Consider the following 23577-nt stretch of genomic DNA (forward strand, 5'->3'; position numbering starts at 1 on the left):
ACGCAACTCGAGATCGACTTGAAGTTGGATATTCTTCCGCCTGTGCTCGGCGATGGCGTTCGTCTTTCGCAGGTGTTGGAGAATTTATTCAGCAATGCCATTAAGTATGCACCTGGTTCGAGCATCACGGTCGCAGGAAAAGCGGTTGGCAATAAGGTCAGGTTGTCTTTTGCGGACGAAGGCGAAGGTATTCCTGAAGAATTTATCCCATTTCTTTTTGAACGCTTTTATCGAGTCCCTGGCGAGCGCACGGTGACGGGCACCGGGCTGGGGCTGTATATTTGCAAGCAAATTGTTATGGCACATCATGGTAATATTTGGGTAGAGTCAGTGTTGGATCATGGGACAACCTTTTTTGTCGAGTTGCCTGCCGACCCAACGCTTTGACCAGTACGCAATTAAACTCTCGAGGAGTTATTTTTATGGCAAAGCGTATTCTGATCGTGGACGATGAACCTCGTTACCTGCGCCTTTTGGAAGCGAACCTTCGCACCGAAGGGTATGAAGTAGTTACCGCGCAGGATGGGATGCAGGCGTTGGATGTGTTTTCCTCCAACCCGATTGATCTGGTTTTGATGGATGTGATGATGCCCCGCCTTGATGGCTTCGGTGCAACACAGCGTCTGCGTGAATTTACCAATGTGCCTATTGTGATCCTGACGGCACGCGGTGAAGAGCAGGATCGTGTGCGCGGGCTGGACCTCGGCGCGGATGACTATCTCATCAAACCGTTTTCTGCAACTGAGTTGCTTGCCAGAGTGCGAGCGGTTCTGCGGCGTGCCCAGGCTCCATCAGAAGCAGGTCAGGTGCGCTTCTTTACCCATGAGGAGCTTAAGATCGATTTCGCACGTGCAGAAGTTTGGCGCGGAGAAGAACCCGTTTCACTTTCTGCCACGGAATACAGATTATTGCTTCAATTTGCACATAACATCGGCAAGATCCTGACATCGGAAGAATTGCTGACCAGTGTGTGGGGGGTTGAATATAAGAACGACAAGGAAATTTTATGGGTGAGCATTGCCCGTCTTCGCCAAAAGCTGGAGAAAGATGCTCACTCGCCAAAACATATTGTCACGCGTTCAGGACTTGGATATTTGATGCCACCGAATGAAGCGTGATGCTGGCGCATGAGTACTGGCTTGCGCATGGAAAAGGTTATGACTCAAAAGAAAATCCTCATCATTGACTCAGATGCTGCAAGCCGGAATTTTATTGTTCGAAAACTCCAGGACCTGGATTTTGAAGTCTTACAGGCGGGTTCCGGTAAAGAAGGCTTGATCTTGATGTGGCGGGATCGCCCAGATCTTGTGATCGTGGATCCTGTCCTATCTGATATCAAAGGTGAGGAATTCGCCTTTAAATTACACAACGACTCACGCTCGGCTAATCTGCCGCTTATCGCATTGAGCAGCGACCATAATCCTGATCGTATAAAAACCTGCCGGGATGCCGGGTTTAATGAATATATTACCAAGTCTGGGCAGGCGGTTTCCATGTTGACGGATACGGTCAACCGTTTGTTTGGAATTACAACTGAAACAATGAAACAGGGCGGTTTGATGATGGTGTTCCTGAGCGCCAAGGGCGGCACCGGCACTTCTTCCGTCTGTGCCAACACTGCTTTGAACATTTCAAAACACCACCCGGACGCACGAATTGCCGTGGCTGATCTGGTGTTTCCGATCGGCTCGATTGCCCAGATCGTTGGTTATGAAGGCAAAGAAAATATCGTGACGATCTCGCGGAAAGAAGCGATGGAGACCGGCGTGGATTTTCTACAGACCGAACTTCCTAGAATGGATGTCTGGCAATTCAACCTTTTGGCAGGCTCTCCAGACCCTGAATTGAGCAATCAATTGAATGTTGAGCGGATCTGGGGGCTTGTTTCAGAATTGAAATCTGCGTACGATTATGTACTGGTGGATATCGGACGTTCTCTTTCAAAGATTACCCTGCCGTTGATTCAGCATGCTGACCTTGTTGCTGTGCTTATCAGCACGGATATCAGCACGATTTCACTGACCGGCACCATTCTCGACTATTTGAAGACCAAGGGAGTAAGCCAGGAGAAGATCTATACGATCTTGAATCGGCATGCCGGATTGGAAGGTCTCAGCAAGCGGGAGGCTGAAACCATGTTGGACATAAATATCAATACTGCAATCCCCTACCTGACAACAAATTTCGGTTTTGCAAACAGCCAACACCTGCCTTTTACGATAAAATTCCCTAACGATACCGCCTCAATCATCTTTCACGAGTCTGCCCGGGAAATGGCAGCCCTGGCTCAAAAGAACCGAAACGAATAGTCATCCCGGCAGGCGGGAGAACATCATGTCAATCGAATACGACGAAAAAGGGAAGTACTACACCAACGTCATCCAAAAAATCCCTGTCCCGTCCATCATCCAAACCACCACTAATTTGATCCATGGTTTGATCCATGTGCGTCAGGATGAACGGTTAAAGGATGAATTGGAAACCTCCGAACGTTACATTGCGGTGACGGAGGTAAACGTTTTGGATGCTGAAGGAAAAGTCGCTTTCAGCGGACCTTTCCTGGCAGTTCGCAAAGATCAGATCGTCTGGATCATGCCCCTGAATAAGGAGCGGAATGGCGAAGACGATCAATGAACAGTCAAATTCAGGGGATACCTCAACGATTGACCGGGCAGGATCTCATCCGCCTCAAAAAATATCTTGCCGATAATCTTCTGCGTGCGTTGGAAGTTGAAGGAGTGGATGCCTCACAACGCGTCACATTTATTCAACAAAATATAGGTCGCATCTTCGATACGACCCAGCTCAAACTTCCCGAAGACTTAAAAAAAGAAATTTATAAGCAGGTGCTCAATGACCTGCTTGGGTTTGGTCCCATTCAATCCTTGTTGGATGACCCGGATATATCCGAGATCATGGTGAATGGACCTAAAAAGATATTCGTCGAAAAAAAAGGACAGCTTACCAAAAGTGAGGTTACCTTTGATGACGATGACCATGTTGTCCGCATCATTGACCGCATTATTATGCCTCTGGGGCGTCGCGTGGATTTTGACTCTCCGACCGTGGATGCTCGTTTACCGGATGGTTCACGCGTCAATGCAGTGGTTCGCCCGGTTTCCATTGATGGACCTTCCATTACCATCCGTAAATTCCGAAAAGACAAATTGAAAGTTGAGAACCTGATCGAGTTTGGTTCCATCTCAAAACAAATGGCGGATTTTTTAGAGGCTTGTGTAAAGGCGCGTTTTAATATCGTCATCTCAGGTGGAACGGGTTCAGGCAAGACTACGCTTTTGAATGTAGTCTCTGGATTCATTCCGGAAGCGGAGCGCATCATCACCATTGAAGATGCTGCCGAACTTCAATTGCAGCAGGAACATGTCATGCGCATGGAAACGAAACCTGCCAACTCAGAGGGTCTCCATGCAGTTACCATCCGCGATTTGGTGAAAAACTCACTGCGTATGCGCCCGGACCGGATCGTGGTCGGTGAAGTTCGCGGCGGTGAAGCTCTTGATATGCTCCAGGCAATGAATACAGGGCACGACGGCTCATTGACAACGGTTCACTCCAACAGCCCGCGTGATGCGATCTCCCGTCTCGAAACACTGATATTGATGGCAGGTATGGATCTGCCTCTCAAGGTCGTCCGCCAACAAATATCCTCTGCCATTGATTTGATCGTCCAGCAGACCCGCCTCAAGGATGGCAAGCGCAAAGTTACAGCCATCACCGAAGTGGCAGGTATGGAAGGTGATGTTGTTGTGCTTACCGATATTTTCAAGTTCAACCAGACGGGTGTCACGCAGGATGGGCAAGTTCTCGGCGAATTAAGACCCACGGGTATTCGCCCAAACTTCACCCCGCGTCTGGAAGCGGCTGGCTTCAAACTTGGCGCCGAAGTGTTCATGGCACCCCGATCTCAGGAGTCTTCATCAAGGCGTTGAAACACTCTGCTATAATAGGCATTTACACTTGATGAGGTAACATGACCAACGCTCAAATAACCATTCGTGAAAAGAAACTCGGCTTGTTGATCCGAGATGCCCGTATGGCGGAAAGGCGCAGCATAAAAGAGTGCGCCGATGCCATTGGTGTCAAACCGGGATTGTTCCGCGCCTATGAAGAAGGGCGGCGCGCGCCATCCCTGCCCGAGTTGGAAGCCTTAGTATTCTTTTTGAAAATCTCGATCAATCAGTTTTGGGGAAACAATACCATCTCCGATGCCCCCGAACCTCTGGCGCATGAAGACATCACCCGCCTGATCTCTTTGCGGCAGCGCATGATCGGTGCCCTGATCCGTCAGGAGCGTACCAATGCCAACATGTCCATTCGCCACCTTTCGGCACAGACCGGCATTTCTCAATCCAAATTGAAGTCGTATGAATTGGGTGAGCGCACGGTGTCTGTGCCTGAACTGGAAGGTATCCTATTGGCGATGGGCAGCCGTATCGAGAACTTCTTCGATCAAAGTGGACCTGTGGGTGAGTATATGAACAGCCAGCAAGCCATGCAAAAATTTACGGATCTGCCCAAGGAATTTCAGGAATTCGTTTGCCAGCCCGTCAACCGCCCTTACCTTGAACTGGCCATGAAGCTCAGCAGCATGTCACGCGATAAACTCCGCTCCGTGGCAGAGGGTCTGCTTGATATTACTTTATAAACTCCATGACCCTCGATCCTCACCAACTCGATGCAAAGGGCAAGAAAGCCTTTGCAGAAAAGAAATATAACGAAGCCGCCGACTTTTTCCATCAGGCGGCTGAGGGCTTTACCGCCGGACGTGCCGGACTGCTTGCCGCCGAAATGAAAAACAACCAAAGCGTTGCACTAGTGCAGGCTGGGAAACCGCAGGAAGCTCTTGATGCCGTACTCGAAACTGATAAGGTTTTTGAAGGTGCGCAAGATATTAAGCGGCAGGCGATGGCATTGGGCAACCAGGCTGCCGCGCTTGAGGGACTTAATAAATACGACGCTGCTATTGAAAAATATGAACATTCTGCAGCCTTGTTTGGCAGCGTGGACGAAGGGGATTTACAGGCAATGGTCAAGAAATCGGCGGCTGCGCTCAAACTGAAGACCGGCAAGATCACCGAGTCCGCTTTCAAAATGATAGGGTATATGGATGTAAAAAAGACCCCAACTCTTTTTGAACGCATCATGAAATTCCTCCTTCGATTTATCAAATGATCAATCTTCATTTACAGGTCCGCCGCGCGGTGCCGCAGGATCATCGCCAGATATCCAACCTTATTTTTCAAGAATCGAATACCCACCGCCACCTCGATTGGCGCACCGCCCTTGAGTGGCTTGGCGCGCAAAACTTTTGGGTGTTGGAAGAAAATGGTAACGTGCTTGCCGCCCTGGCTTGCCCCGAGGACCCGGCGGATGTGGCATGGATCCGTCTTTTTTCGTATCAACCGCATCTTTCTGGATCTGAAGCCTGGTCTGCCATTTGGAATATTGCCCGCGCAGATATCTTTGCCGAAAACCCTCATGCGCAGATTGCTTCCATTGTCATGAAACAATGGTTTCAAACTCTGCTCCTGAATAGTGGATTTGAGCCAAAGTGGAATATCGTCCTATTGGAGCTCCGCAGTGAAGACTATGTCCCTGCGCACGCTATTTCTGGGAGTGTGAACATCCGTCCTATGCAGGAAACAGACTTGAGCGAAGTTGAAGAAGTTGATCGCGAAGCCTTCGGCGCTTTCTGGCACAACACACTTGACTCGCTGAAACGCGCTTGTGGACAATCTTTTTATTCATCTGTCGCAGAAAATGAGACTGGTGTGATTGGGTATCAGATCAGTACGGGCAACCCGTTTGGGGCGCACCTCGCAAGGCTTGGGGTTCGCACTGAAATGCAAGGCAGAGGAATAGGCTCGGCATTGATTCACGATCTTATTCAAAAAGCAGGGGCTTTACAATCTGGACGGCTTACAGTCAATACCCAGGGCGACAACTTTGCTTCTCTGCGCCTTTATCAAAAACTTGGGTTTGTGCGTACCGGCGAGAACTACCCTGTTTTTGTCAACACATTGGAAATGCCTTACTCATGAACCCTGCTCGTTTTTCTCCCCGCACCATGAATCGTTTCGTTGAGACACTTTCCACGGAGATCGGTCCTGATACGTACCATGCCGTTTTATCTAATTCCGGTTTATCTCACGCCTGGCGGAGCCCGGAGTTTTTTCTCTCGATGGATGCCTCGCAGGCAGCGGAGGCGTATGCCAAACTGCAAGGATCGTTGCGCACTTATTATGGGCGCGGTGCACGTGGCACATTGATGCGTATCGGTTCGAAGCTTTGGCAGCCGATCCTGGGTGATGCCCCGCTTGCTCTTAAAGCAAAAACAACCCTTCTACGCGGATTACCCAAATCGTTAAAACGGAAATCGGTATTGGAACTTCTTGCCGGGCTATTGGGCAGCGGGCGTGGTTCCATCACGATTCATACTTTGGACCTCGACTTGCTTCTTGTTGACCAAAACTCTCCGACCACCCTCGGGCAGACCGAAGATTCACCGATCTGCTTTGTTACTTTTGGATTGATTCGCGAGTCTTTGTATTGGGCAACTGGCGAAGAGCATGATATCGAAGAACGCGCCTGTCGGGCGATGGGCGCGCATCAATGCGAGTTCAAAATCACCATTGGAGCATAAAGATGAAACATGAGGAAATGAAGTGGAAAGCACGTGATGGCATTGAGTTGTTTGCGCAGGTATGGGAGCCTTCGGTTGTTTCTCCGCGGGCGGTGGTTTGTCTAGTGCATGGGCTGGGAGAGCACAGTTCACGTTATGCCCATGTGGCGGAAGCGTTTGAAAAGGAAGGCTTTATCCTTTTTGGTTTCGACCATCGCGGGCATGGGCGCTCTGGCGGCATTCGTGGTCACGTCTCTTCCATTGAGGATTTTTTACAGGATATTGATCTATTGTTGGAACAGGCGCGCAAGCGTTACCCGAACCTGCCTATTTTGCTGTATGGGCACAGCCTTGGCGGCATTTTAGTCTTGCATTATGGTTTGAAGCGCAAGCCGGATATTAAGGGTGTGATCGCTACCAGTCCTGGTTTGCATACAGCACTTGAGAAGCAGCCCGTTAAGATATTCATGGCAAAACTACTTGGTTCACTAATGCCGGGAACCACTCTGCCAAGCGGATTGGATGCAAAAGCAATTTCCCGTGATGAAGCCGTGGTGAAGAAATATCAGCAAGACCCGCTTGTTCACGATAAGATCTCGCTTGGGTTTGGAAAAAACATGCTCGGCGTCACAAAATGGACGCTTGATCACGCTGGAGAATTTCCTCTTCCGCTTCTCTTGATGCATGGCAAGAATGATGCCATCGCCTACGATACCAGCAGCACAGAATTTGCGGCGGCTTTGAAAGATAATTGCACCCTGGTTCTCTGGGAGGGAGGGTATCATGAGATGCACAACGAACCGGAGAAGGCGGAAGTATTCAAGACCATGACAATGTGGATGGACGCCCGCCTGCGCCAAGAATAAAGATAAGAGCCTCTTAACCGATTTCTGGACAAATCTTTTTCGGCATGAGAAAATTCAGCCCCAAATAAATATTTATAGGAGCCCGTATGAGTAACAGCACCAAAGAATTAAGCAAGCGACAGATGCGCAGAGAACAGATCAGGCGCAAAGAAGGCCGATCCCGTCTGGTGGCGATCTTGTTGATCACACTGGGGGCGCTTTTTCTTGCTTTTCTGATCATTTACCCTAGTTTGAAGCCGGTGGGTGAAATCGTTACCCCTGGTATCGCCAGCCGCCCGAACGCCGATTTTAATGCCGCAGGTGACCCGAACGCACCGATCACCATTACAGAATATTCTGATTTTCAGTGTCCGTACTGCCGTCTTTTCTTTGAAAATACCGAAGGACTGTTAATGGATCAGTTTGTCGCAACTGGGACGGCATACTTTGTCTACAAATCGGTTGGCGATTTCATCGGACCTGAATCTATAGCGGCTGCCGAGGCGGCCTATTGCGCAGGTGACCAGGGTAAGTTCTGGGAAATGCATGATATTCTTTTCGCGAACCAGACCGGCGAAAATGTTGGCGCATATGCAGATCGCCGCCTCGAGGCATTCGCAGATGAACTCCAACTGGATCGAGGGGCGTATGATGATTGTGTCTCGTCCGGAAAATACAAAGATCTGGCAGATCAGGATGCAAAAGATGCCACTGCTGCAGGCATTCAGGCAACTCCTTCCTTCATCCTGACCTATCAGGTCAACGGTGAAACGCAGACGCGTGTGATCCAGGGCGCACAGACGATTGAGGTCTTCACTCAGGAGATCGAAGCGGCTCTGGCTGATATGGGCAAATAGAGCAGATAACAAAAAGACACCGCTCGAACAAGAGCGGTGTCTTTTTGTTTAATAACTTACTTTGTTGTACTTTGCCGATTAACAATGCCCTGCTGCCAGGCATATACCGCTGCCTGGGTCCGGTCTGCAAGGTGAAGTTTACTGAGGATGTTGCTTACATGACCTTTGACCGTATTCTCGCTAATTACGAGCTTTTCTGCGATCTGGCTATTTGTCAAACCGTTTGCAATGAGTTTTAAAACATCTGTCTCACGGTCGGTTAATTCGGTGAAGAGGGGCTGTTCTGTGCCTTCGCCGCGGATATTCTGCAGTACCCTTGAAGCCACCCGCGGATGCAGGGTTACCTCACCTTGAACGGCACGGTGGAGTACCTCCACTAGTTTATCCATTTTCATATCCTTCAGGATGTAGGAGATCGCACCAGCTTTCAGTGCGGGGAAGATATGCACATCCTCATGATACGAGGTTAGCACCACAACTTTTGTGCGTGGGCTGATCTGTCTTATACGCCGTGTTGTTTCGATCCCGTCCATACCCGGCATCATTAGATCTAACAGCACAATGTCGGGGATCATTTCAGCGACCATATTAAGTGCTTCTTCGCCGGAAGAGCCTTCGCCGAGTACATTGAAATCGGCTATTCTTTCAAGATAGGAGCGAATGCCATTGCGTACGACTTCGTGGTCATCCACGATCAATATACTTGTGCGATGATTTTTCATTATCAATCTCCTGAACCGTTCCGTATTGGGATCTGAATTACCAAACGCGTTCCCTCCCCGGGAGCGCTATGGACTTGAAGTGTGCCGCGAATACTACTGATGCGTTCTCGCATGGAACGGAAGCCCATGCCCTTTGCTCTTTGGTTCATATCGAACTCGCAGCCGTCGTCCACTACCATGACCTGTAAAGCTTCCTGGTCATACACCAGAGAGACGTCCACCCGTTTTGCCCTACTATGGCGCGAGACATTGGCAAGCGCCTCTTGAATGACCCGGTAAATTGCCTGTTCCATTTCAAGCGGCAGCTTCTGCTCGTTTTGAATCGTCAAATTGACCAGGGCATCATTCCGATGCTCCCATTCGAATACATATTCTCGTAAAGTGGTCTGCAAGCCTTTTTCCTGTAAGGCAATGGGGTAGATCTCCTGGATCAGGAAATTCAGCTCCTGAATAACTTCATAGATGAGCGTTTCCGCTTCAATGAGATGCGGCGATACTTCCTGATCACCTGTGTGTGCCATCGCATTGACGGTTCCCAATTGTGCAAGGGCGGCAAAAGCTTTTTGTTTGGCGCTGTCGTGCAAGTCGCGGGCGAGGCGATTACGTTCCTCCATGACCGCCAGATCCTTGGTCTGCTCGAAGAGTTCCATATTTGCAATGGAGAGCGAGGCGCGGTTGACCAATGCCGTGAACAGACGGGCTGAGTCTTTTGTGAGCGCATTGGGGCGCCGATAAGCCACATTGAAGATCGCGATCACCTTGCCATCTACGGCAATGGGGAAGTATGCAAAGGATTGAATGTCTTCACTTGTGAAGGCGTTCTGGATGTCTTCGCGCTGGGATATTCCGAGAGCATTTGAGGCGATGACCGCTGACCCTGTCTTCATGGCAGTTCCAATGATGCCTTCGCCCTGGTCGTATTTCAAAACCGCCAGTGTCTCGGGTTTGAAGCCCTGGCTCACCCTAGGGAGGATCTTGCGCTTTTCTTCGCTCCATGAAAAAACAACACTGCAATCGGCTTTCAGCATGGTAACTGAGACATCCACCAGTGTTTGGAATATCTGGTTGAGGGTAATGCTTCGCAGGATCTTTTCATCTGCCTGATAGAGTGCCTCGATCTCGCCGGTGCGTTTTTCCAGATCTGCAGTGCGGTGACTGACAAGACGTTCGAGTTCACGGTTTTGATTTTCAATGCTTTTTACACGCCAGCGCAAACCGCCTGCTATGGTAACTCCGAATGCCACAACCAGCAGACTAAGGAACCACCAAGTTTCCCAGAAAGGCGGGACGACGATGATTTGAACGGTTTGCCCCGCTTCGTTCCAAACCCCGTCGCTGTTTGAGCCGCGGTAATGCAGGGTGTAGGTTCCGCCAGGCAGATTGGTGTATCTTCCGTTCCTTTGGTTGACAATATTAATCCACTCAGAATCAAAGCCTTCGAGCATGTAGGCATATTGATTCTTTCGAGGTTGTTCATAGGCGAAGGATGAAAATTCGAATTCGAATGAATCCTGGGGCCAAGTCAGGACGATCGTATCGAGATATTCGATATTTTTTTCTTCTTGTAACGGCAGCCCATCTACAGTGATGGATGTCAGTGCAACCTGAGGTGTAAATTGATTATCAGTGATCTCTTGCGGGGTAAAGATATTCAAACCATTGATGCCCCCGAAATACATGATCCCATTGTGGTCTTTGGCATAGGAGTTCTGATTAAATTCATTGCTCTGTAACCCGTCACTGGAGGTAAAGCGGCGGAAGGTTTTCTGAACGGGGTCGAACCGGGAAATCCCAAAATTGGTGCTCATCCATAATTTTCCGGTTTCGTCTTCAAGGATGCCATAGACGACGTTATTGGATAAGCCTTCCTGTTCAGTAAAGTTCGTGAAGGTATTTGAGTCGGCATTGTAGCGGATTAATCCGCCGCCATGCGTACCGATCCAAAGAGTCCCGTTCATATCTTGGTAGATACAGAGGATGGTATTCCCACCCAAAGATGAATTATCTTCCGGGTTATGCCGATAAAAAGTGACTTCGCCGGTGCTGGGATTTATGCGTTGCAAGCCGTCGTCGTAGGTGCCGATCCATAAATATTGTGATCGATCTTCAAAGAGTGTGTTGATTCTGGCGTCAACAAAATAATCGGGATCTGAGCCCTTTGCCCTGTAGTCGGAAAATTCGTTTGTCTGCCGGTTGAAGAGTTTTAATCCGCGGTTCGACCCGACCCAAAAGTCACCACTCGAATCTTCCAGGATGGCGAATACTGCAAAACGTGATGGGTCATTGATATTCGCATCCACTGGCTTGTAATGCGAGAAGGTGTTACGCCCTCGGTTGAAACGGTCCAGAGAACTGCCAGTGCCGATCCATAATACGCCCTGACTGTCGTTATACAGCGTGATCACATCATTATTACCAATGGTATCCGGGTCGTTCGGGTCGTGGATGAAATGTTTGAATTTTTCGGTCTGAGGGTTGAATACGTTTAGTCCATTATCGAAAGTTCCGATCCAGATCTGGTTGCGGACATCTTCCTGAATGGCAAATACAAAGTTACTGCTCAAACTGTTGGGGTCATCCGGGTTATGACGGAAGTAAGCGTAGCGGTCCTGTTGACGGTTGTATTTATTTAGCCCGCCGCCATATGTCCCTACCCATAACACTCCGCTGGCATCTTCGTAGATTGTTTGAACCTCGTTGTTGCTGAGGCTGTTTGGTACATTGGGTTGGTACTGGTGGTGAATGAATGTATCTTCACGCGGATCGTAGCGATCCAACCCTTTGTTTGTGCCAACCCACAATGCGCCGGAACGGTCTGTATACAGAGAGTAAACGACGTTACCTGCCAGGCTGGTGGGTGTTGTGCTTTGATTTTTGAAACGTGAGAATTCATTCCCCTCACGGTTAAAGCGGTTTAATCCTGAAGCAGTGCCGATCCAGATTTCCCCATTCGTGTCTTCTGTGATCGAGAGGACGCGGTTATTGCTCAGGCTTTTGGAGTTGTACCCATTGGTCTTGAAGGTCTTGAAAACATTGGACTCTATATCAAAAAAACTAACTCCCGCATCTGTGGTGCCGACCCAGAGGGTATCTGTCGAGTCTATGAACAGGGTGGTGATGGATGTACTGGGAGGGTTTAGATAACTATCGGATAGGGGGTAATGAATGAATATATTTGTCTCGAAATCAAAGAAGTCAAGCCCATTGTCGGTTCCGACCCAAAGACCTTTTTGGTCCAGCCATAAGGCCGTGACATAGTTACTGGCGATGCTCTGGTTATTATTCTTATCGTGCAGATAATGGGTGAATTGACCGGATATAGGGTCGTAACGATTTAAGCCGCCCAAACGGGTGGCAACCCACAAAAACCCCTGGCTATCTTCAACTATGGCTGTGATTGAGCGGTCGCTCAGGCTGAGCGGATCATTCGTCTCGGGTTTGTAAACCTTAAAACCGTAACCATCATAGCGATTAAGACCGTCATCGGTGCCAATCCATAAAAAGCCTTTGCGATCTTGCAAGATGACATTCACTGAACTTTGCGATAAGCCTTCTTCCAGGCTTATCTGTTCGAAGCGGACGTTCTTTCCGTACGGGATGAAAAAATCTGGAAGGGAGGTGTCAGGCGTTGGGTTAGGGGTGGAGGCGCTGGTAGACGCATCTGTTATTGATGCAGATGGAGTCGTTCCGCAGGAAGCTAGAAGAATAGTGGAAAGGATCGATAAAAAGAATAATATCTTACGCATTGCAAGTATTATAAGCAATTTGCCGCTCCCAGACTTTAATGTATCCTTCCTGAGAGGGGGTAGCGCCTCCCTCCAGAGGATGGTTTTTTCGAGCAGGTTTAACAGTTCGACCGAATGGGAAGAAGCAGCGTTGGTTGAGCATGACAATTTTCGCTATACTGTTTATTATTATAAAGAAATGCAGAAAGCCTCCTCCAAGAAGGTGTTATTACTGCACTTATACAACAGGCGAAAGCCCCAAAAATTCGGGCTTTCGCCTGTTGTGTTAGTAGACGATTTGATGACCGTTAGCTGACTTGTTTTGCATCCCACGCGCGGAAACGGTGAATGAAATATACAGCCAGTCCGAGCAGCACGATCGCATTTGCCTGATGGATCAATGCGATGGCTATGTTCACATAGGAGAGAATGGTCAATACACCAAGGGTGATCTGCAAAGCAACAACACCGATCAGCCATGCAATGCCCTTTTGGATATCGGCGGGGTAATTTTGTTTTTTGATCAGGTAATATACATACGGTACGAGGATGAGCCCCAGCCAGGCAAACCAGCGGTGGATGAAGACAATTGTCTGCGGGGTCTCGAAGATATTCACCCAGGAATTGAACAGATTTGGCGGGAGTAATTTCCCGAACATGAGGGGCCATGTCTCTGAAACGTGACCCGCTTTGAGACCTGCGGTCATACCGCCATAAGAGATCTGGATGATAAGGATGAATAACGAGGTCACTGCCAACTTTGAGGGGACAGACCATTTGGCAGGTTTGCCCGCTTCAGGGAATCCGTGTTTGTGTCCGAATGCAGTCCACATGGCGAGGCTGAAGAGGGAAAGTGCCAGTAAGAGGTGAGCGGTGAGGCGGAAATGGCTTACTGCAGGGCGGTCGACCAGCCCACTGTAAACCATCAACCAGCCCATGATTGCCTGCCCAATGAATAGGATGCCCATCCAAAAATAAATGCTAAATTCCTTGAACGGGATGGTCTTACGGAAGAGGAAGTAAAAAACGGGCAGGGCATAGAATAAACCGGCAAGGCGGGCAACGAGGCGATGAAACCATTCGACGTAGAAAATGTATTTGTATTCTTCCAGCGTCATGCCAGTATTGACCAGTTGGAATTCGGGTGATTCCTGGTATTTGGCGAATTCAGCTTCCCATTGATGCTGCCCCATGGGCGGGATGGTGCCGTTGATGGGATTCCATTCAACGATCGATAGACCTGAGCGGGTAAGGCGGGTAAAGCCCCCAAAGACAACGAGGAAAGCCACAACAAAGGCAAAAATATACAGCCAGTTCATCACGGCTTTGTTCTGAGTTTTCGGCATGTTATTCTCCAAATTTGAATTGGCGGGATTATAGCATTTGGCAAACAACCAACAGTTAGAACTTTTGTCACAAAAGTTCAGATATTTTGTCATACAAAAAACAACGTGGAGATGTTCTCCACGTTGTTTCAGGGTTCTCTACGTTCCGCTGCTCATTTGCTGGAGTAGGGCGCGGTAGTCTTGAACATTAGACGGGTTCATTAAAACGATCTGATTGATGACTTCCATGGCGCCTTCCTTATCACCGCGTTCAAGCAGTGTTTCGCCCAATTGATCCAGGATCGGAATGGCATCTGCAATGCGTCCAGAGCGGTGTAACAATGCTGCCAGTGTGCGTTTTAGCAGGGGCTGTTCGTCATGTTCACGTGCGAGATCTTCGAGGAAGTTGATGGCAAGTTCTTTTTTGCTTTGGTTCTCGAGATGGGTGATGTAGCTTTCCAGTTCGTTCATTGCACGGTCTTGTTGACCCATGCGTAGATTCAACTCGATCAACTGCTTGCGGGATGAGTCATCGTCGGGTATCAGGGTACGGATCTGTTCAAAGACGCGCACAGCTTGTTTCCAGTCGAGGCGCTGCATATCGATATCTGCCATGCGCTGAAGGATGTGGATATTCCAATCACGGCTGGCGCTGCCTTGTTGAACGAGGCGCAGGGCATTGGTATAGGTCTTGCGTGCCATATCCAGTTCGGCGAGGCGGTAGTAGATGGCGGCGAGTTCAAGATATTCCTGAATGGCGTCGTCCACCTGTCCGCGTGCCACGAGCTGGTCAATGAGGCGGTTGCGGGCGCCGAGATCCATGGGGGATATCTGAATGATGCGGCGCAGGAGTTTTGTGGCTTGCGGCACTTCCCCGCGCACACTATAGGAATGAGCCACAACGCTGAACTTGTTGATCGCGTCGGCAGTGCGCCCTTCTTGAACGAGCAAGTCACCCATGATGATGTGTAATGGCAGGTACGTTGGGGCATACTGGACGGCGTTGTAGGCTTCGTCCATGGCGGAACGCAAACTGCCCGAGCGCGCCAATTGGTTGATGCGGTTTATGGATTCAAGTACGGAACTGGATTGTGCCTGGAGGATCGTATCTGCCAGAGGTGCAGCAAGATCCCCGTCTTGTTTGGGCATTTGTTCGCGGGTTTTGTGTAGTTGTTCACGCCAGTCTGCCCGCATCAGCAGCCCTTGGATGTTGTCACAGACTTTTTGAAGTGCGTCTTCATCCTTTTGGCTTTGGTAGGATCTGATCAAGGGTTCATATTGCTGGCGAATATCGTCAGCCTGTTCAGGGGCGATTGTGGCGGCGTCGGCGAATTTCAAGGCTTCAAGGTATTCGCTTGCGGCTTCACGGATCGACCCTTTTGTGATGTGCATCTGTCCGAGCAGGAGCCGTGAGGCGAGACCGTAATCTACATGCTTGACTGAGTTCTGTAGGAAGCGTTGAGCGCTTTCATAGCGCTCGCCTTTGAAGCGCAGGTAACCGAGGTTGAAATACAGGGAGGAACTGCTGTATCCGGCGTTGAGTGCCGCCTCCATCTCTTCGGCTGCGAGGGTTTCGTTGCCTTTTGATTGTGCGTCGATGGCTTGCCCGAGGTGCAGCACTACTTTGATCTGTTCGGACTGTACGGAGATGGTGCCAGTTCCACGCATGATGGCTGAGATGCCTTTGCGATCTTGTGCGGCAGGGCTGCTGTCATCGGAGAAATCGAAGAGGATCTCTGCCAGTTGAGTCAACGCTTTTTGACGCGCTTCAGCGACCGGGTCCAAGCCGGAGGCGGGCTTTCGAGGCTGCGTTTGCAATTGCTTGACCTGTGCCATGCGAATGGGTCCCGTCCCGCCTTTTGCGCGGATCGGTTTGGGAAGCAGTTGCCCGGTTTTCAATAAGGTTTGGGCTTGTTTCACTTCAACACTGCCGGGCACAAGGGATTGGGCTTTGTTCACCATCTCTTGTGTTTTTTCCGGGTTGCCCGCTCGCTGCAGAATACTGGCGATCGCAAGGTATTCCATGGCAGCCTGTTGTTGATGCCCAAGCTTTTCATGCACCTGTGCCAGGCGTGAATGTGCGAGAGCGTTTTCGGGGTTAATACTGGTGACATGTACCCAGTTTTCCAGTGCTTTTTCGGTATCGCGTTGTTTGAGGAACAGGTCACCTGCCCGGATCGCGGCATCCATGGCGGTCTTCAGGTCGCCGACGCGTTCGGAGAGCTGTGCGACTTTTTCCATGGGAATGGGGTCGTCAGGAGAGATCTTGACCGCGCGCATGTAGATCTGCAGGGCTTCATCCACCTCGTTCATTTGATGGAGCGCAAGCCCAAGGCTGCTGAGGGCTTTGGGGTGGTCGGGGAATTCTTCCAGGGCGCGGCGATAGGCATTGGCAGCCTTGCTCCATTCCTGGTCCCAGGCAGCGGAATGTCCCTCGTTCATGGCTTTTTGAAAGATATCTTCTCGTCCGGGCATAGTGGTTTTATTTTACTTTCAAAAGGGGAATGTCGTCCTTAACATTCATGTAATTATAACCTTATCACGCGCAGAGCCGATCGTTTCACTCGAACTAGCTGACGTTGGTTTAATCCAGCACTTTCATTTCGCCCCAACTGATACCCGCCCTGGCTTCTGTTTCCAGTGGGATGCTCATCGGGTAGGCATTTGCCATCGTTGCCTGCACCACTTTTGCCGTCTCATCGATCTCTTTCTTGGGCACTTCCAACACCAGTTCATCATGGACTTGTAAAAGCATTTTTGCACTCAACCCCGCGTGCTTCAAGGCTGATGGGATCTTCAACATGGCGATTTTCATGATGTCTGCGGCTGTGCCTTGGATGGGGGCGTTGATGGCTTCCCGCTCTTCACGGTTCTTTACCTGGACCGGTGCCTTGGACTGCAATGCCGGAAAGTAGCGCCTACGCCCAAGCAGGGTTTCGACGTACCCGATCTCTGCGGCTTGACGGCGGATACCGTCCAGATATTTTTTGACGCCGGGGAATTTTTTGAAATAGGCTTTGACAAAATCTTCAGACTCTGCCAGCGTTAACCCCGTGGAGTGCATGAGTCCAAATGCAGACATGCCATAGATCAAGCCGAAGTTGATCGCCTTGGCATGACGGCGCATGTCTTTGGTAACTTCTGCCAATGGAATATCGTAGACCGCCGCAGCGGTCGTGGCATGAATGTCTTCGCCTGCACGGAAAGCCGCCAGCATGGCTTCATCTTCTGCCATGTGTGCCACGATGCGCAATTCGATCTGGGAGTAATCGACAGAAAGCAGGAGGTTGCCTTTATCCGCAATAAAGCCATTGCGGACTTTACGTCCCGTTTCAGTGCGGATGGGGATGTTCTGTAAATTTGGATTGTTGGATGAGAGTCGCCCGGTCACCGCGCCGATCTGGCTATAGGAGGTATGCACACGTCCTGTTGTTGGGTTGATAGCTGCGGGCAGGGCATCCACGTAGGTAGATTTTAGTTTGGAGAGTTCGCGGTGTTCGAGGATAAAGTCCAAGACCTGGTGTTGACCGCGCATCGCATCGAGCACGTCGGCAGAGGTGGAGTAAAAACCCGTGGTGGTCTTGCGTCCCTTGTCAGGTGGTTCGAGGCGCAAATGATTGAAGAGCACATCCGAAAGTTGCTGCGGCGAGTTGATATTAAAGGTCTTGCCGACGTGACCGAAGATTTCCTTTTCGATCTCTGCCAGGCGCGTGGCAAGCTCAAGGGACATCTTCCCAAAGAAATCAGTATCGATCAATGCGCCAGTCATTTCCATTTCTGCGAGGACGGCGGTTAGCGGCATATCGATCTCATCGAGGATTTTTCGTCCGCCTACTTTATTCAATTCTTTTTCTTCGATCGCCATCAAGCGCAGGGTGGTCTCGGCATCAGCGGCGGCATAATTGGCGACGGCTTCAATCGCGACCTCTGCCATGCTGACCTGCTTCTTGCCTTTGCCGATTAACTCTTCGATGTGCGTCATCTCTTCGCCCAACCGGTACTCGGAAAGGTTTTTCAACCCCAAGTGCCGAGAAGATGGGTCAACGATAAATTCTGCCAGCATGGTATCAAAGGTCAACGGAGAGATGGTCAGCCCGTAGCGAGCCAGCATGATGAAATCATATTTGGCGTTGTGCGCCACTTTGCCGATCTTCGGGTTTGTCATGGCGGGTTTGATGGCGTTGATAACTTTTTCAATGGGCAGGTTATTCCCCGCTGTATGCCCAACGGGGATGTAGTATCCCTGCCCATCTTTTACTGCCAGCGAAATACCGACCAGGTCCGCGTTCATTTCTTCGGTGCCGGTGGTTTCTGTGTCAAACGAAATTACCTGAGCTTGGTCGAGTTCTTTTGCCAGGCTTTTCAGTTTTTCTTCGCTATCGACAATGATAACTTCAATGTTCGACGGCTTAACCATCACCGCAATGGGCTGAGGCGCTGCTTCGGCGAACATGGTCATCTGCCCGGTCTTGTTCCTGCCAGTTTTTACTGCAGGTGCAGCGGACTCACTTGCAAGCATCCCGCCACTGATGGCAGGCACTTTGATCAACAAGGTTTTAAATTCCATCTCTTTAAAGAAAGTTTCCAGAGCCGCCCCGTCAAAGGGTTTGACTTTGGCATCTTCAAGACTGAACTTAAGCTTGAGGTTTGTTTCAATGCGCGCCAGGTCGCGGCTCATGTACGCCGTCTCTTTGCTGGCTTCGAATTTTCCCTGCCAACGTTTTTCCACCTTATCCATATTGGCATAAATGGCATCGAGCGTGTCGAATTTTTCGAGCAGGGCAACGGCAGTTTTTTCACCAACGCCTTTTACGCCGGGGATGTTATCGGAGGTGTCGCCGACGATGGCTTTGTAATCGACAACTTGATTCGGACGTACGCCGAGCTTTTTGATGACATCCGCATCAGTGATATAGGTCTGGTCATCGCCTGCAAGATAGACCGCCGTGCGTTCATTAACAAGCTGAAGCAGGTCGCGGTCGCCGGTGATGATCTTTACGCCAAGCCCTTGTTCCGCGGCAAGTTTTGCCACGCTGCCGAGTACATCGTCGGCTTCGTAGCCGTCCATTTCGAGGCGTGGAATGTGAAAGGCATCCACCATCTCGCGGATGCGTCCGAGTTGTGTGCGCAGGTCGTCGGGCATTTTTTCGCGAGTCGCTTTGTATTCTGGGAAGATCGCGTCACGGAAGGTCTTGCCAACATCGAAGGCAACTGCAAGATATTCGGGCTTTTCCTGTTCGAGTACGCGCACCAGTTCACGTGCAAACCCGTATACACCGGCAGTTGGTTCACTCTTGGAGGTCAGCCAGCGGGAATTATTTCCACCGCCAGCCGTCAGCGCAAAATACATGCGATAGGCGAGGGCGTGTCCGTCAATTAGATAAAGGGTAGGGGGCATGGAGAGGTTCCGGTCTGTTTTTTCAATCAGGGAATACTGCCTGACTTTTATTTATTTTTTGAACTAAATAAAAACGCAGAGCAATTATACTCTGCGTTTTCCATTGTAGAACTTTTGTTTCAGATAGCGTTAGCGTGAAACCGGCGGCATATCATCGAGCCCCTGCCGTTGGCGGGTCTGTCGGATGTAGTCACGCACCAGTTGCGGCGGGTGCGGTTGTGAGCCGCCCATGATCAGATACCCGGGCGCCCAAAAGTCGCCGGAGGGGTTTTCGCGCTTCATGCGCGGGAATTCGGCAAAGATCTTTTCGGAGGTTTGCTGGCGCATAATGCGCATGAGATGACCCGGTGATGTGTTCGGCTGAACATTCACCACCCATTGCAGGTACTCGGGGCGCACGGCTAAAAATTCCAACCGCCAGCCAAAGGCGACGCAAATGTTGGGCAGCCAATCGCTTAGCTGGTCAGACAAGTCACCGGTGAGGTAGTGCGAAGAAAAACGCGGCACGAGCAGGCAGGCGTACGTCAGATGATACAAACCGGCTGAGATCGGTTCTGAATTCAATTTGCGCGCTGCTTCGGTGCTGGGGCTTTCGCGGGTTGAATCGTTTTCGCCGGGGCGCGGTTTGGAGACGGGCGTTTCAGGCCTGGCTTTGGGGATCGATGGCGCCGTCACTTCCACTTCATCAAAGGCAGTGTTGGACGGTGGCGATTGTTTTACTTGTGCTGCTGGATGCTGCGCTTTAATTCTCGCAGCGGCAGGTGCAGGTTCGCGGCTGAAGACAGCGGCATTGGATAGTGAATCCGAAACACGCGTCTGATTTGGGTCGAACGTTTCTTGTTGTTTGCGCGGAAGGTTGAAGTCGTGAGTGGTCAGTGGTTCCGGGTTCGGTGTGGGGATATCGGCAAGAATATTGGCAATGGGTGGAATGTTCAGATCATCGCCATCTTCCATATCGCTGGTGTAGGCCGGTGCCTGGTTTCTCGACTCAGACCGGTCATTGCCGAATTCGTTCAACAATTGCCCCGCCTGAGAGCGGATGGTGCTAAAGGGAGTTTCTGCGTCAAATACAAGAGCAAGCACCGAGTCAGAAGTGAGGCGGGTGGCGTACAGCATGTGCTCCGCTTTGGTACTTTCGAGCCGGATAAAGCGCAACAGGTCGGAGCCTTTTTGCCCGTCCCAATTGCGGGTAACGGTTTGAGCCACTTCCTTGGCGGCGTTCTGAGAAAGTCCACCAGCATATGCCCAAAGATCGCTCTTCTTGGTGATCAAGGCGGCCTGTGCAGAAGATTCCAAGGTCAGGCGAGTGAGGTGTTGGGCGGCTTTATTTGGGTCACTTAACCACGGCATGAACTGGATCGTATTTGATGAAGCGGGAGCGGGGGAGCTTGCACTGGGCTTAGGTTGAGGTTGACTGATGGCATTCATAAAGTCTGAAGTCCTAAATGGCTTTCGAACCATGATCCACGGGCGCAATGCATCGAATGAAGGTGGGGAACCGGTTTCTTCGCAGAGAAGGATGAGATTGATACTTGAGCGGATGGTCCGCAGGGCGGTGCCGATTTCCAGCACCCATTCATCACCGAGGGCAAGGTCCAGCATTGCGATCGGAACGCCAACTTCATTTGCCTTCACGATCGCCGTGGCTTTATTGTTTACAACATGAACCCGGTAGAATTTTGTGTCTTCCAACGCACGGCGAACCGAATCACCAAGGCTTGAAGATGGGGTGACAAGCATGAAATCAGCAGGCATTGGTTAAAGTGTATCACTTCTATTATACGCATGCAAGGACGCTCGTGAGGGGTTTTCTTTCACTTTAGCAATTTCTCTGGACAACTTAGCGCGCTTCAATCACCAGTCTTTAATCCCCAACAATGCCATCAACACCTCAGGCGGAATGTCCGCTTCTGGCATATCCACTTTATACAGTTGCTCGGTCTCAGCGCGCTCTCGCAGGCTTTTCCACAAGGTGTTGCGTTCCTCTCCTGCGACCACCAGGTCGTTCAGCGTTTTAGCATTGAGCAGATATTCACCGGTCGAATAAAGGAAGGTCAACCGTTTCCACTTATCGGTGTGGATGGGTTCGTTCAACTTCTCCAACCCGCCAAGCTGGATCTTGAAATATTCTTCTTTGGCGCGGGGATGATCAGACTCGTCTTTGAGCAATTCGCCTCTTGTCGTTAATTCATGTCCGCGGACCTGGGCAATGTATTCGACCTGACCGCTTCGTTCTCCAAAGGAAGCAGGTTGGTAAAACGCCAGATAATCCACACTGACAACTTTCGGCGCCGACTTGAGCGGAATACGATACCAGCCAAGCAGCCGCGCAATCTCCATATCACGCGGGGTTGGCAGTAAACACACGAGGATCAGGTCCGTAGGCTTGAGCATGGAGTAATTATAATATTCGCATGCGACATTCCCTGCCGATTTTGACTTTTTTCCTGCTGACCGCCTGTGTAGGCAAAACTGCGCCGCAGCCTCCGCTCACAGCGGTTGTGCCATTTACAGCCGCTCCCACGCCACAAGTGACGGAAACTTTATATGCCCCTCCGCCTGAACCTTTGCCCGACTTTCCAGTCATTGGTTACCTGCCGGATTATCGCTCACTTAACCGCGCCTGGGCTGCTCACCTGACAGATATTATCTACTTCTCTGCCGAACCCCGCGCCGACGGCACACTCGACACTTCCCGTTTATCTGAAGAGACCTGGCAGACGCTGGCAGAGCTTAAGCAAGCATATGGCTTGCGGGTTCATATTTCCTTTGGCGGCTGGGAACGTGACGGTGCCTTTGCACAGATGAGCGCAAGCCTGCAAGCGCGCCAGGTTTTTATCACTCACTTATTGGAGTTCCTACAAACTCACGACCTGGACGGCGTTGACTTCGATTGGGAATTCCCCAAGACAGAGGCGGAATTTAACAACTACATCAGCTTGCTGACTGAAACAAAAGCCGTACTTACTCCTTACGGGTTTTGGGTCAGTGTAGCTTTACCAGCTGAATCCAACTTCCCCCTGGGCGAATTTGCTGTGGTAGACCGTATTCACCTCATGTCGTATGACCGGGGCGAGCAGCACTCCACGTATGTACAGGCAGTGACGGATGTGCAGGCATTTTTAGAGGCGGGCATTCCGCCTGAAAAGCTGATCCTGGGTCTTCCCTTTTATGGGCGCGAAATGTCGCCGCCGTATGACACCTTTTCCTACGCACAGATCGTACAAGCGTATGCTCCTGCGCCAAATGTGGATGAAGCCGGCGGCATTTATTTCAACGGTTTGAATACCATTCGCCAAAAAGTCTGCTATGGGATCGAGGAGCGGCTGGGCGGGTTCATGGTCTGGGAGATCGCTCTGGACACTGAAGACGCTTCGCTGCTCAATCAAATATATAATCTCGCCAAAGGAAAAGAATCATGCTGATCCACCCCTCTCCACACGAACGCATAACCGCACTTACCGATGTTTTTTTAGGAGCGCTGGCAGCCTGGGCTGCGGCACATCTTTTTATAAATATGGGTTTTCGTTATCAAGTGTGGGGCTGGGCGTTTAGCCTGCTGGCAGCCTCTTCATTGATCGGGGCGGTTGCTCATGGATTTGTAATGACCCAAAAAACGAATACCCGTATTTGGATGCCCTTGAATTTGCTGTTGGGTTTGGCGTTGGGGTTATTCGTAGTGGGGGCGTGTGTTGACCTGAGCGGCGAAGGCGCGGCGCGTATGCTCCTGCCGTTCATGCTTGTCGTTGGCGTGGGCTTCTTCCTTTTCACCCTGTGGAAGCCGGGCACGTTCATGACCTTCATCGCTTACGAGGCGCTGGCAATGTTATTTGCTTTGGGGGTGTATGCTTATCTATTCTTTACGGCTGCATTGGCTGGCGCTGGGTGGATGCTCGCCGGGGTACTGGTGACAATCAGCGCTGCCGTGGTGCAAGCGACCGGCAAAGCGGGCAAGAGCATCTTTTGGTATTTCGATAATAATGGCGTCTTTCACTTGATCCAAATGGCAGGGATGGTTTTGTTGTTTATGGGATTAAAACCGTAGGGGCGCGGTTTTCGCGC

Annotated in this window: 20 protein-coding genes; 13 read left to right on the plus strand and 7 right to left on the minus strand. The window is 50.5% G+C overall.

Annotated elements, in window-relative coordinates; translation table 11 throughout:
* Positions 1-18 precede the first annotated feature (18 nt).
* The 11 genes from IPG80_RS19215 (at position 19) to IPG80_RS19265 (ending at position 8345) form a co-directional block, all read left to right on the plus strand.
* Positions 19-387, plus strand: coding sequence for a HAMP domain-containing sensor histidine kinase (locus IPG80_RS19215; protein WP_345110469.1), 369 nt, complete (start codon positions 19-21; stop codon positions 385-387).
* Between the two features lie 35 nt (positions 388-422).
* Complete coding sequence (locus IPG80_RS19220; protein WP_345110472.1) at positions 423-1118, plus strand: response regulator transcription factor; 696 nt, start codon at positions 423-425, stop codon at positions 1116-1118.
* A gap of 39 nt (positions 1119-1157) precedes the next feature.
* Positions 1158-2309 (plus strand): response regulator, encoded by a 1152-nt coding sequence (locus IPG80_RS19225; RefSeq protein WP_345110475.1) that lies wholly within the window; start codon positions 1158-1160, stop codon positions 2307-2309.
* 25 nt (positions 2310-2334) lie between these two features.
* On the plus strand, positions 2335-2634 hold the full coding sequence (locus tag IPG80_RS19230; RefSeq protein WP_345110478.1) for a hypothetical protein: 300 nt from the start codon (positions 2335-2337) through the stop codon (positions 2632-2634).
* Positions 2631-3950: a CpaF family protein gene (locus IPG80_RS19235; RefSeq protein WP_345110480.1), complete on the plus strand. Its 1320-nt coding sequence runs from the start codon at positions 2631-2633 to the stop codon at positions 3948-3950. Before IPG80_RS19230 ends, IPG80_RS19235 begins: the two co-directional genes overlap by 4 nt.
* 41 nt (positions 3951-3991) lie before the next feature.
* Positions 3992-4666 (plus strand): helix-turn-helix transcriptional regulator, encoded by a 675-nt coding sequence (locus tag IPG80_RS19240; protein WP_345110482.1) that lies wholly within the window; start codon positions 3992-3994, stop codon positions 4664-4666.
* Between the two features lie 5 nt (positions 4667-4671).
* Entirely contained in the window at positions 4672-5193 is a 522-nt protein-coding gene (locus IPG80_RS19245) for a hypothetical protein (protein ID WP_345110484.1), read from the plus strand.
* Positions 5190-6062 (plus strand): GNAT family N-acetyltransferase, encoded by an 873-nt coding sequence (locus tag IPG80_RS19250; RefSeq protein WP_345110487.1) that lies wholly within the window; start codon positions 5190-5192, stop codon positions 6060-6062. The genes IPG80_RS19245 and IPG80_RS19250 overlap by 4 nt, the downstream gene beginning before the upstream one ends.
* Positions 6059-6664 (plus strand): 4-vinyl reductase, encoded by a 606-nt coding sequence (locus tag IPG80_RS19255; protein WP_345110489.1) that lies wholly within the window; start codon positions 6059-6061, stop codon positions 6662-6664. Before IPG80_RS19250 ends, IPG80_RS19255 begins: the two co-directional genes overlap by 4 nt.
* Before the next feature lie 2 nt (positions 6665-6666).
* Positions 6667-7509, plus strand: coding sequence for a lysophospholipase (locus IPG80_RS19260; RefSeq protein WP_345110492.1), 843 nt, complete (start codon positions 6667-6669; stop codon positions 7507-7509).
* Positions 7510-7595: 86 nt separating this feature from the next.
* Entirely contained in the window at positions 7596-8345 is a 750-nt protein-coding gene (locus tag IPG80_RS19265; RefSeq protein ID WP_345110495.1) for a thioredoxin domain-containing protein, read from the plus strand.
* Positions 8346-8401: 56 nt separating this feature from the next.
* On the opposite strand, the gene IPG80_RS19270 is transcribed toward IPG80_RS19265, so the two are convergent.
* The 7 genes from IPG80_RS19270 to IPG80_RS19300 all read right to left on the minus strand — a co-directional run bounded on the left by IPG80_RS19270 (position 8402) and on the right by IPG80_RS19300 (position 21909).
* The gene (locus IPG80_RS19270; protein WP_345110497.1) at positions 8402-9067 is read right to left on the minus strand and encodes a response regulator transcription factor; all 666 of its coding nucleotides are present in this window, start codon (positions 9065-9067) and stop codon (positions 8402-8404) included.
* Between the two features lie 2 nt (positions 9068-9069).
* Positions 9070-12813, minus strand: coding sequence for a two-component regulator propeller domain-containing protein (locus tag IPG80_RS19275; protein ID WP_345110500.1), 3744 nt, complete (start codon positions 12811-12813; stop codon positions 9070-9072).
* A gap of 287 nt (positions 12814-13100) precedes the next feature.
* Positions 13101-14138: a COX15/CtaA family protein gene (locus tag IPG80_RS19280; protein ID WP_345110503.1), complete on the minus strand. Its 1038-nt coding sequence runs from the start codon at positions 14136-14138 to the stop codon at positions 13101-13103.
* Between the two features lie 138 nt (positions 14139-14276).
* Entirely contained in the window at positions 14277-16592 is a 2316-nt protein-coding gene (locus IPG80_RS19285; protein WP_345110506.1) for a tetratricopeptide repeat protein, read from the minus strand.
* 109 nt (positions 16593-16701) lie between these two features.
* Positions 16702-19515 (minus strand): DNA polymerase I, encoded by a 2814-nt coding sequence (gene polA, locus IPG80_RS19290; RefSeq protein WP_345110509.1) that lies wholly within the window; start codon positions 19513-19515, stop codon positions 16702-16704.
* 129 nt (positions 19516-19644) lie between these two features.
* Positions 19645-21270 carry a transposase gene (locus tag IPG80_RS19295; RefSeq protein WP_345110511.1) on the minus strand — a complete coding sequence of 542 codons (1626 nt, stop codon included), beginning with the start codon at positions 21268-21270 and terminating at the stop codon, positions 19645-19647.
* Positions 21271-21369: 99 nt separating this feature from the next.
* The gene (locus tag IPG80_RS19300) at positions 21370-21909 is read right to left on the minus strand and encodes a hypothetical protein (protein ID WP_345110513.1); all 540 of its coding nucleotides are present in this window, start codon (positions 21907-21909) and stop codon (positions 21370-21372) included.
* A 20-nt stretch (positions 21910-21929) separates the two neighbouring features.
* Between IPG80_RS19300 and IPG80_RS19305 the strand changes: the two genes are divergently transcribed.
* Positions 21930-22940: a glycoside hydrolase family 18 protein gene (locus tag IPG80_RS19305; RefSeq protein WP_345110516.1), complete on the plus strand. Its 1011-nt coding sequence runs from the start codon at positions 21930-21932 to the stop codon at positions 22938-22940.
* The gene (locus IPG80_RS19310; RefSeq protein WP_345110519.1) at positions 22934-23560 is read left to right on the plus strand and encodes a hypothetical protein; all 627 of its coding nucleotides are present in this window, start codon (positions 22934-22936) and stop codon (positions 23558-23560) included. The genes IPG80_RS19305 and IPG80_RS19310 overlap by 7 nt, the downstream gene beginning before the upstream one ends.
* Positions 23561-23577 lie beyond the last annotated feature (17 nt).

The sequence above is a fragment of the Candidatus Villigracilis vicinus genome, from assembly GCF_016702885.1.
GTDB classification, from domain to species: domain Bacteria; phylum Chloroflexota; class Anaerolineae; order Anaerolineales; family Villigracilaceae; genus Villigracilis; species Villigracilis vicinus.

Excerpts from the sequence above, each read along its gene's own strand:
- IPG80_RS19220 (WP_345110472.1), top strand. The coding sequence starts at position 423 with ATGGCAAAGCGTATTCTGATCGTGGACGATGAACCTCGTTACCTGCGC.
- IPG80_RS19225 (WP_345110475.1), top strand. The coding sequence starts at position 1,158 with ATGACTCAAAAGAAAATCCTCATCATTGACTCAGATGCTGCAAGCCGG.
- IPG80_RS19230 (WP_345110478.1), top strand. The coding sequence starts at position 2,335 with ATGTCAATCGAATACGACGAAAAAGGGAAGTACTACACCAACGTCATC.
- IPG80_RS19235 (WP_345110480.1), top strand. The coding sequence starts at position 2,631 with ATGAACAGTCAAATTCAGGGGATACCTCAACGATTGACCGGGCAGGAT.
- IPG80_RS19240 (WP_345110482.1), top strand. The coding sequence starts at position 3,992 with ATGACCAACGCTCAAATAACCATTCGTGAAAAGAAACTCGGCTTGTTG.
- IPG80_RS19245 (WP_345110484.1), top strand. The coding sequence starts at position 4,672 with ATGACCCTCGATCCTCACCAACTCGATGCAAAGGGCAAGAAAGCCTTT.
- IPG80_RS19250 (WP_345110487.1), top strand. The coding sequence starts at position 5,190 with ATGATCAATCTTCATTTACAGGTCCGCCGCGCGGTGCCGCAGGATCAT.
- IPG80_RS19255 (WP_345110489.1), top strand. The coding sequence starts at position 6,059 with ATGAACCCTGCTCGTTTTTCTCCCCGCACCATGAATCGTTTCGTTGAG.
- IPG80_RS19260 (WP_345110492.1), top strand. The coding sequence starts at position 6,667 with ATGAAACATGAGGAAATGAAGTGGAAAGCACGTGATGGCATTGAGTTG.
- IPG80_RS19265 (WP_345110495.1), top strand. The coding sequence starts at position 7,596 with ATGAGTAACAGCACCAAAGAATTAAGCAAGCGACAGATGCGCAGAGAA.
- IPG80_RS19270 (WP_345110497.1), bottom strand. The coding sequence starts at position 9,067 with ATGAAAAATCATCGCACAAGTATATTGATCGTGGATGACCACGAAGTC.
- IPG80_RS19275 (WP_345110500.1), bottom strand. The coding sequence starts at position 12,813 with ATGCGTAAGATATTATTCTTTTTATCGATCCTTTCCACTATTCTTCTA.
- IPG80_RS19280 (WP_345110503.1), bottom strand. The coding sequence starts at position 14,138 with ATGCCGAAAACTCAGAACAAAGCCGTGATGAACTGGCTGTATATTTTT.
- IPG80_RS19285 (WP_345110506.1), bottom strand. The coding sequence starts at position 16,592 with ATGCCCGGACGAGAAGATATCTTTCAAAAAGCCATGAACGAGGGACAT.
- polA (WP_345110509.1), bottom strand. The coding sequence starts at position 19,515 with ATGCCCCCTACCCTTTATCTAATTGACGGACACGCCCTCGCCTATCGC.
- IPG80_RS19295 (WP_345110511.1), bottom strand. The coding sequence starts at position 21,270 with ATGCCTGCTGATTTCATGCTTGTCACCCCATCTTCAAGCCTTGGTGAT.
- IPG80_RS19300 (WP_345110513.1), bottom strand. The coding sequence starts at position 21,909 with ATGCTCAAGCCTACGGACCTGATCCTCGTGTGTTTACTGCCAACCCCG.
- IPG80_RS19305 (WP_345110516.1), top strand. The coding sequence starts at position 21,930 with ATGCGACATTCCCTGCCGATTTTGACTTTTTTCCTGCTGACCGCCTGT.
- IPG80_RS19310 (WP_345110519.1), top strand. The coding sequence starts at position 22,934 with ATGCTGATCCACCCCTCTCCACACGAACGCATAACCGCACTTACCGAT.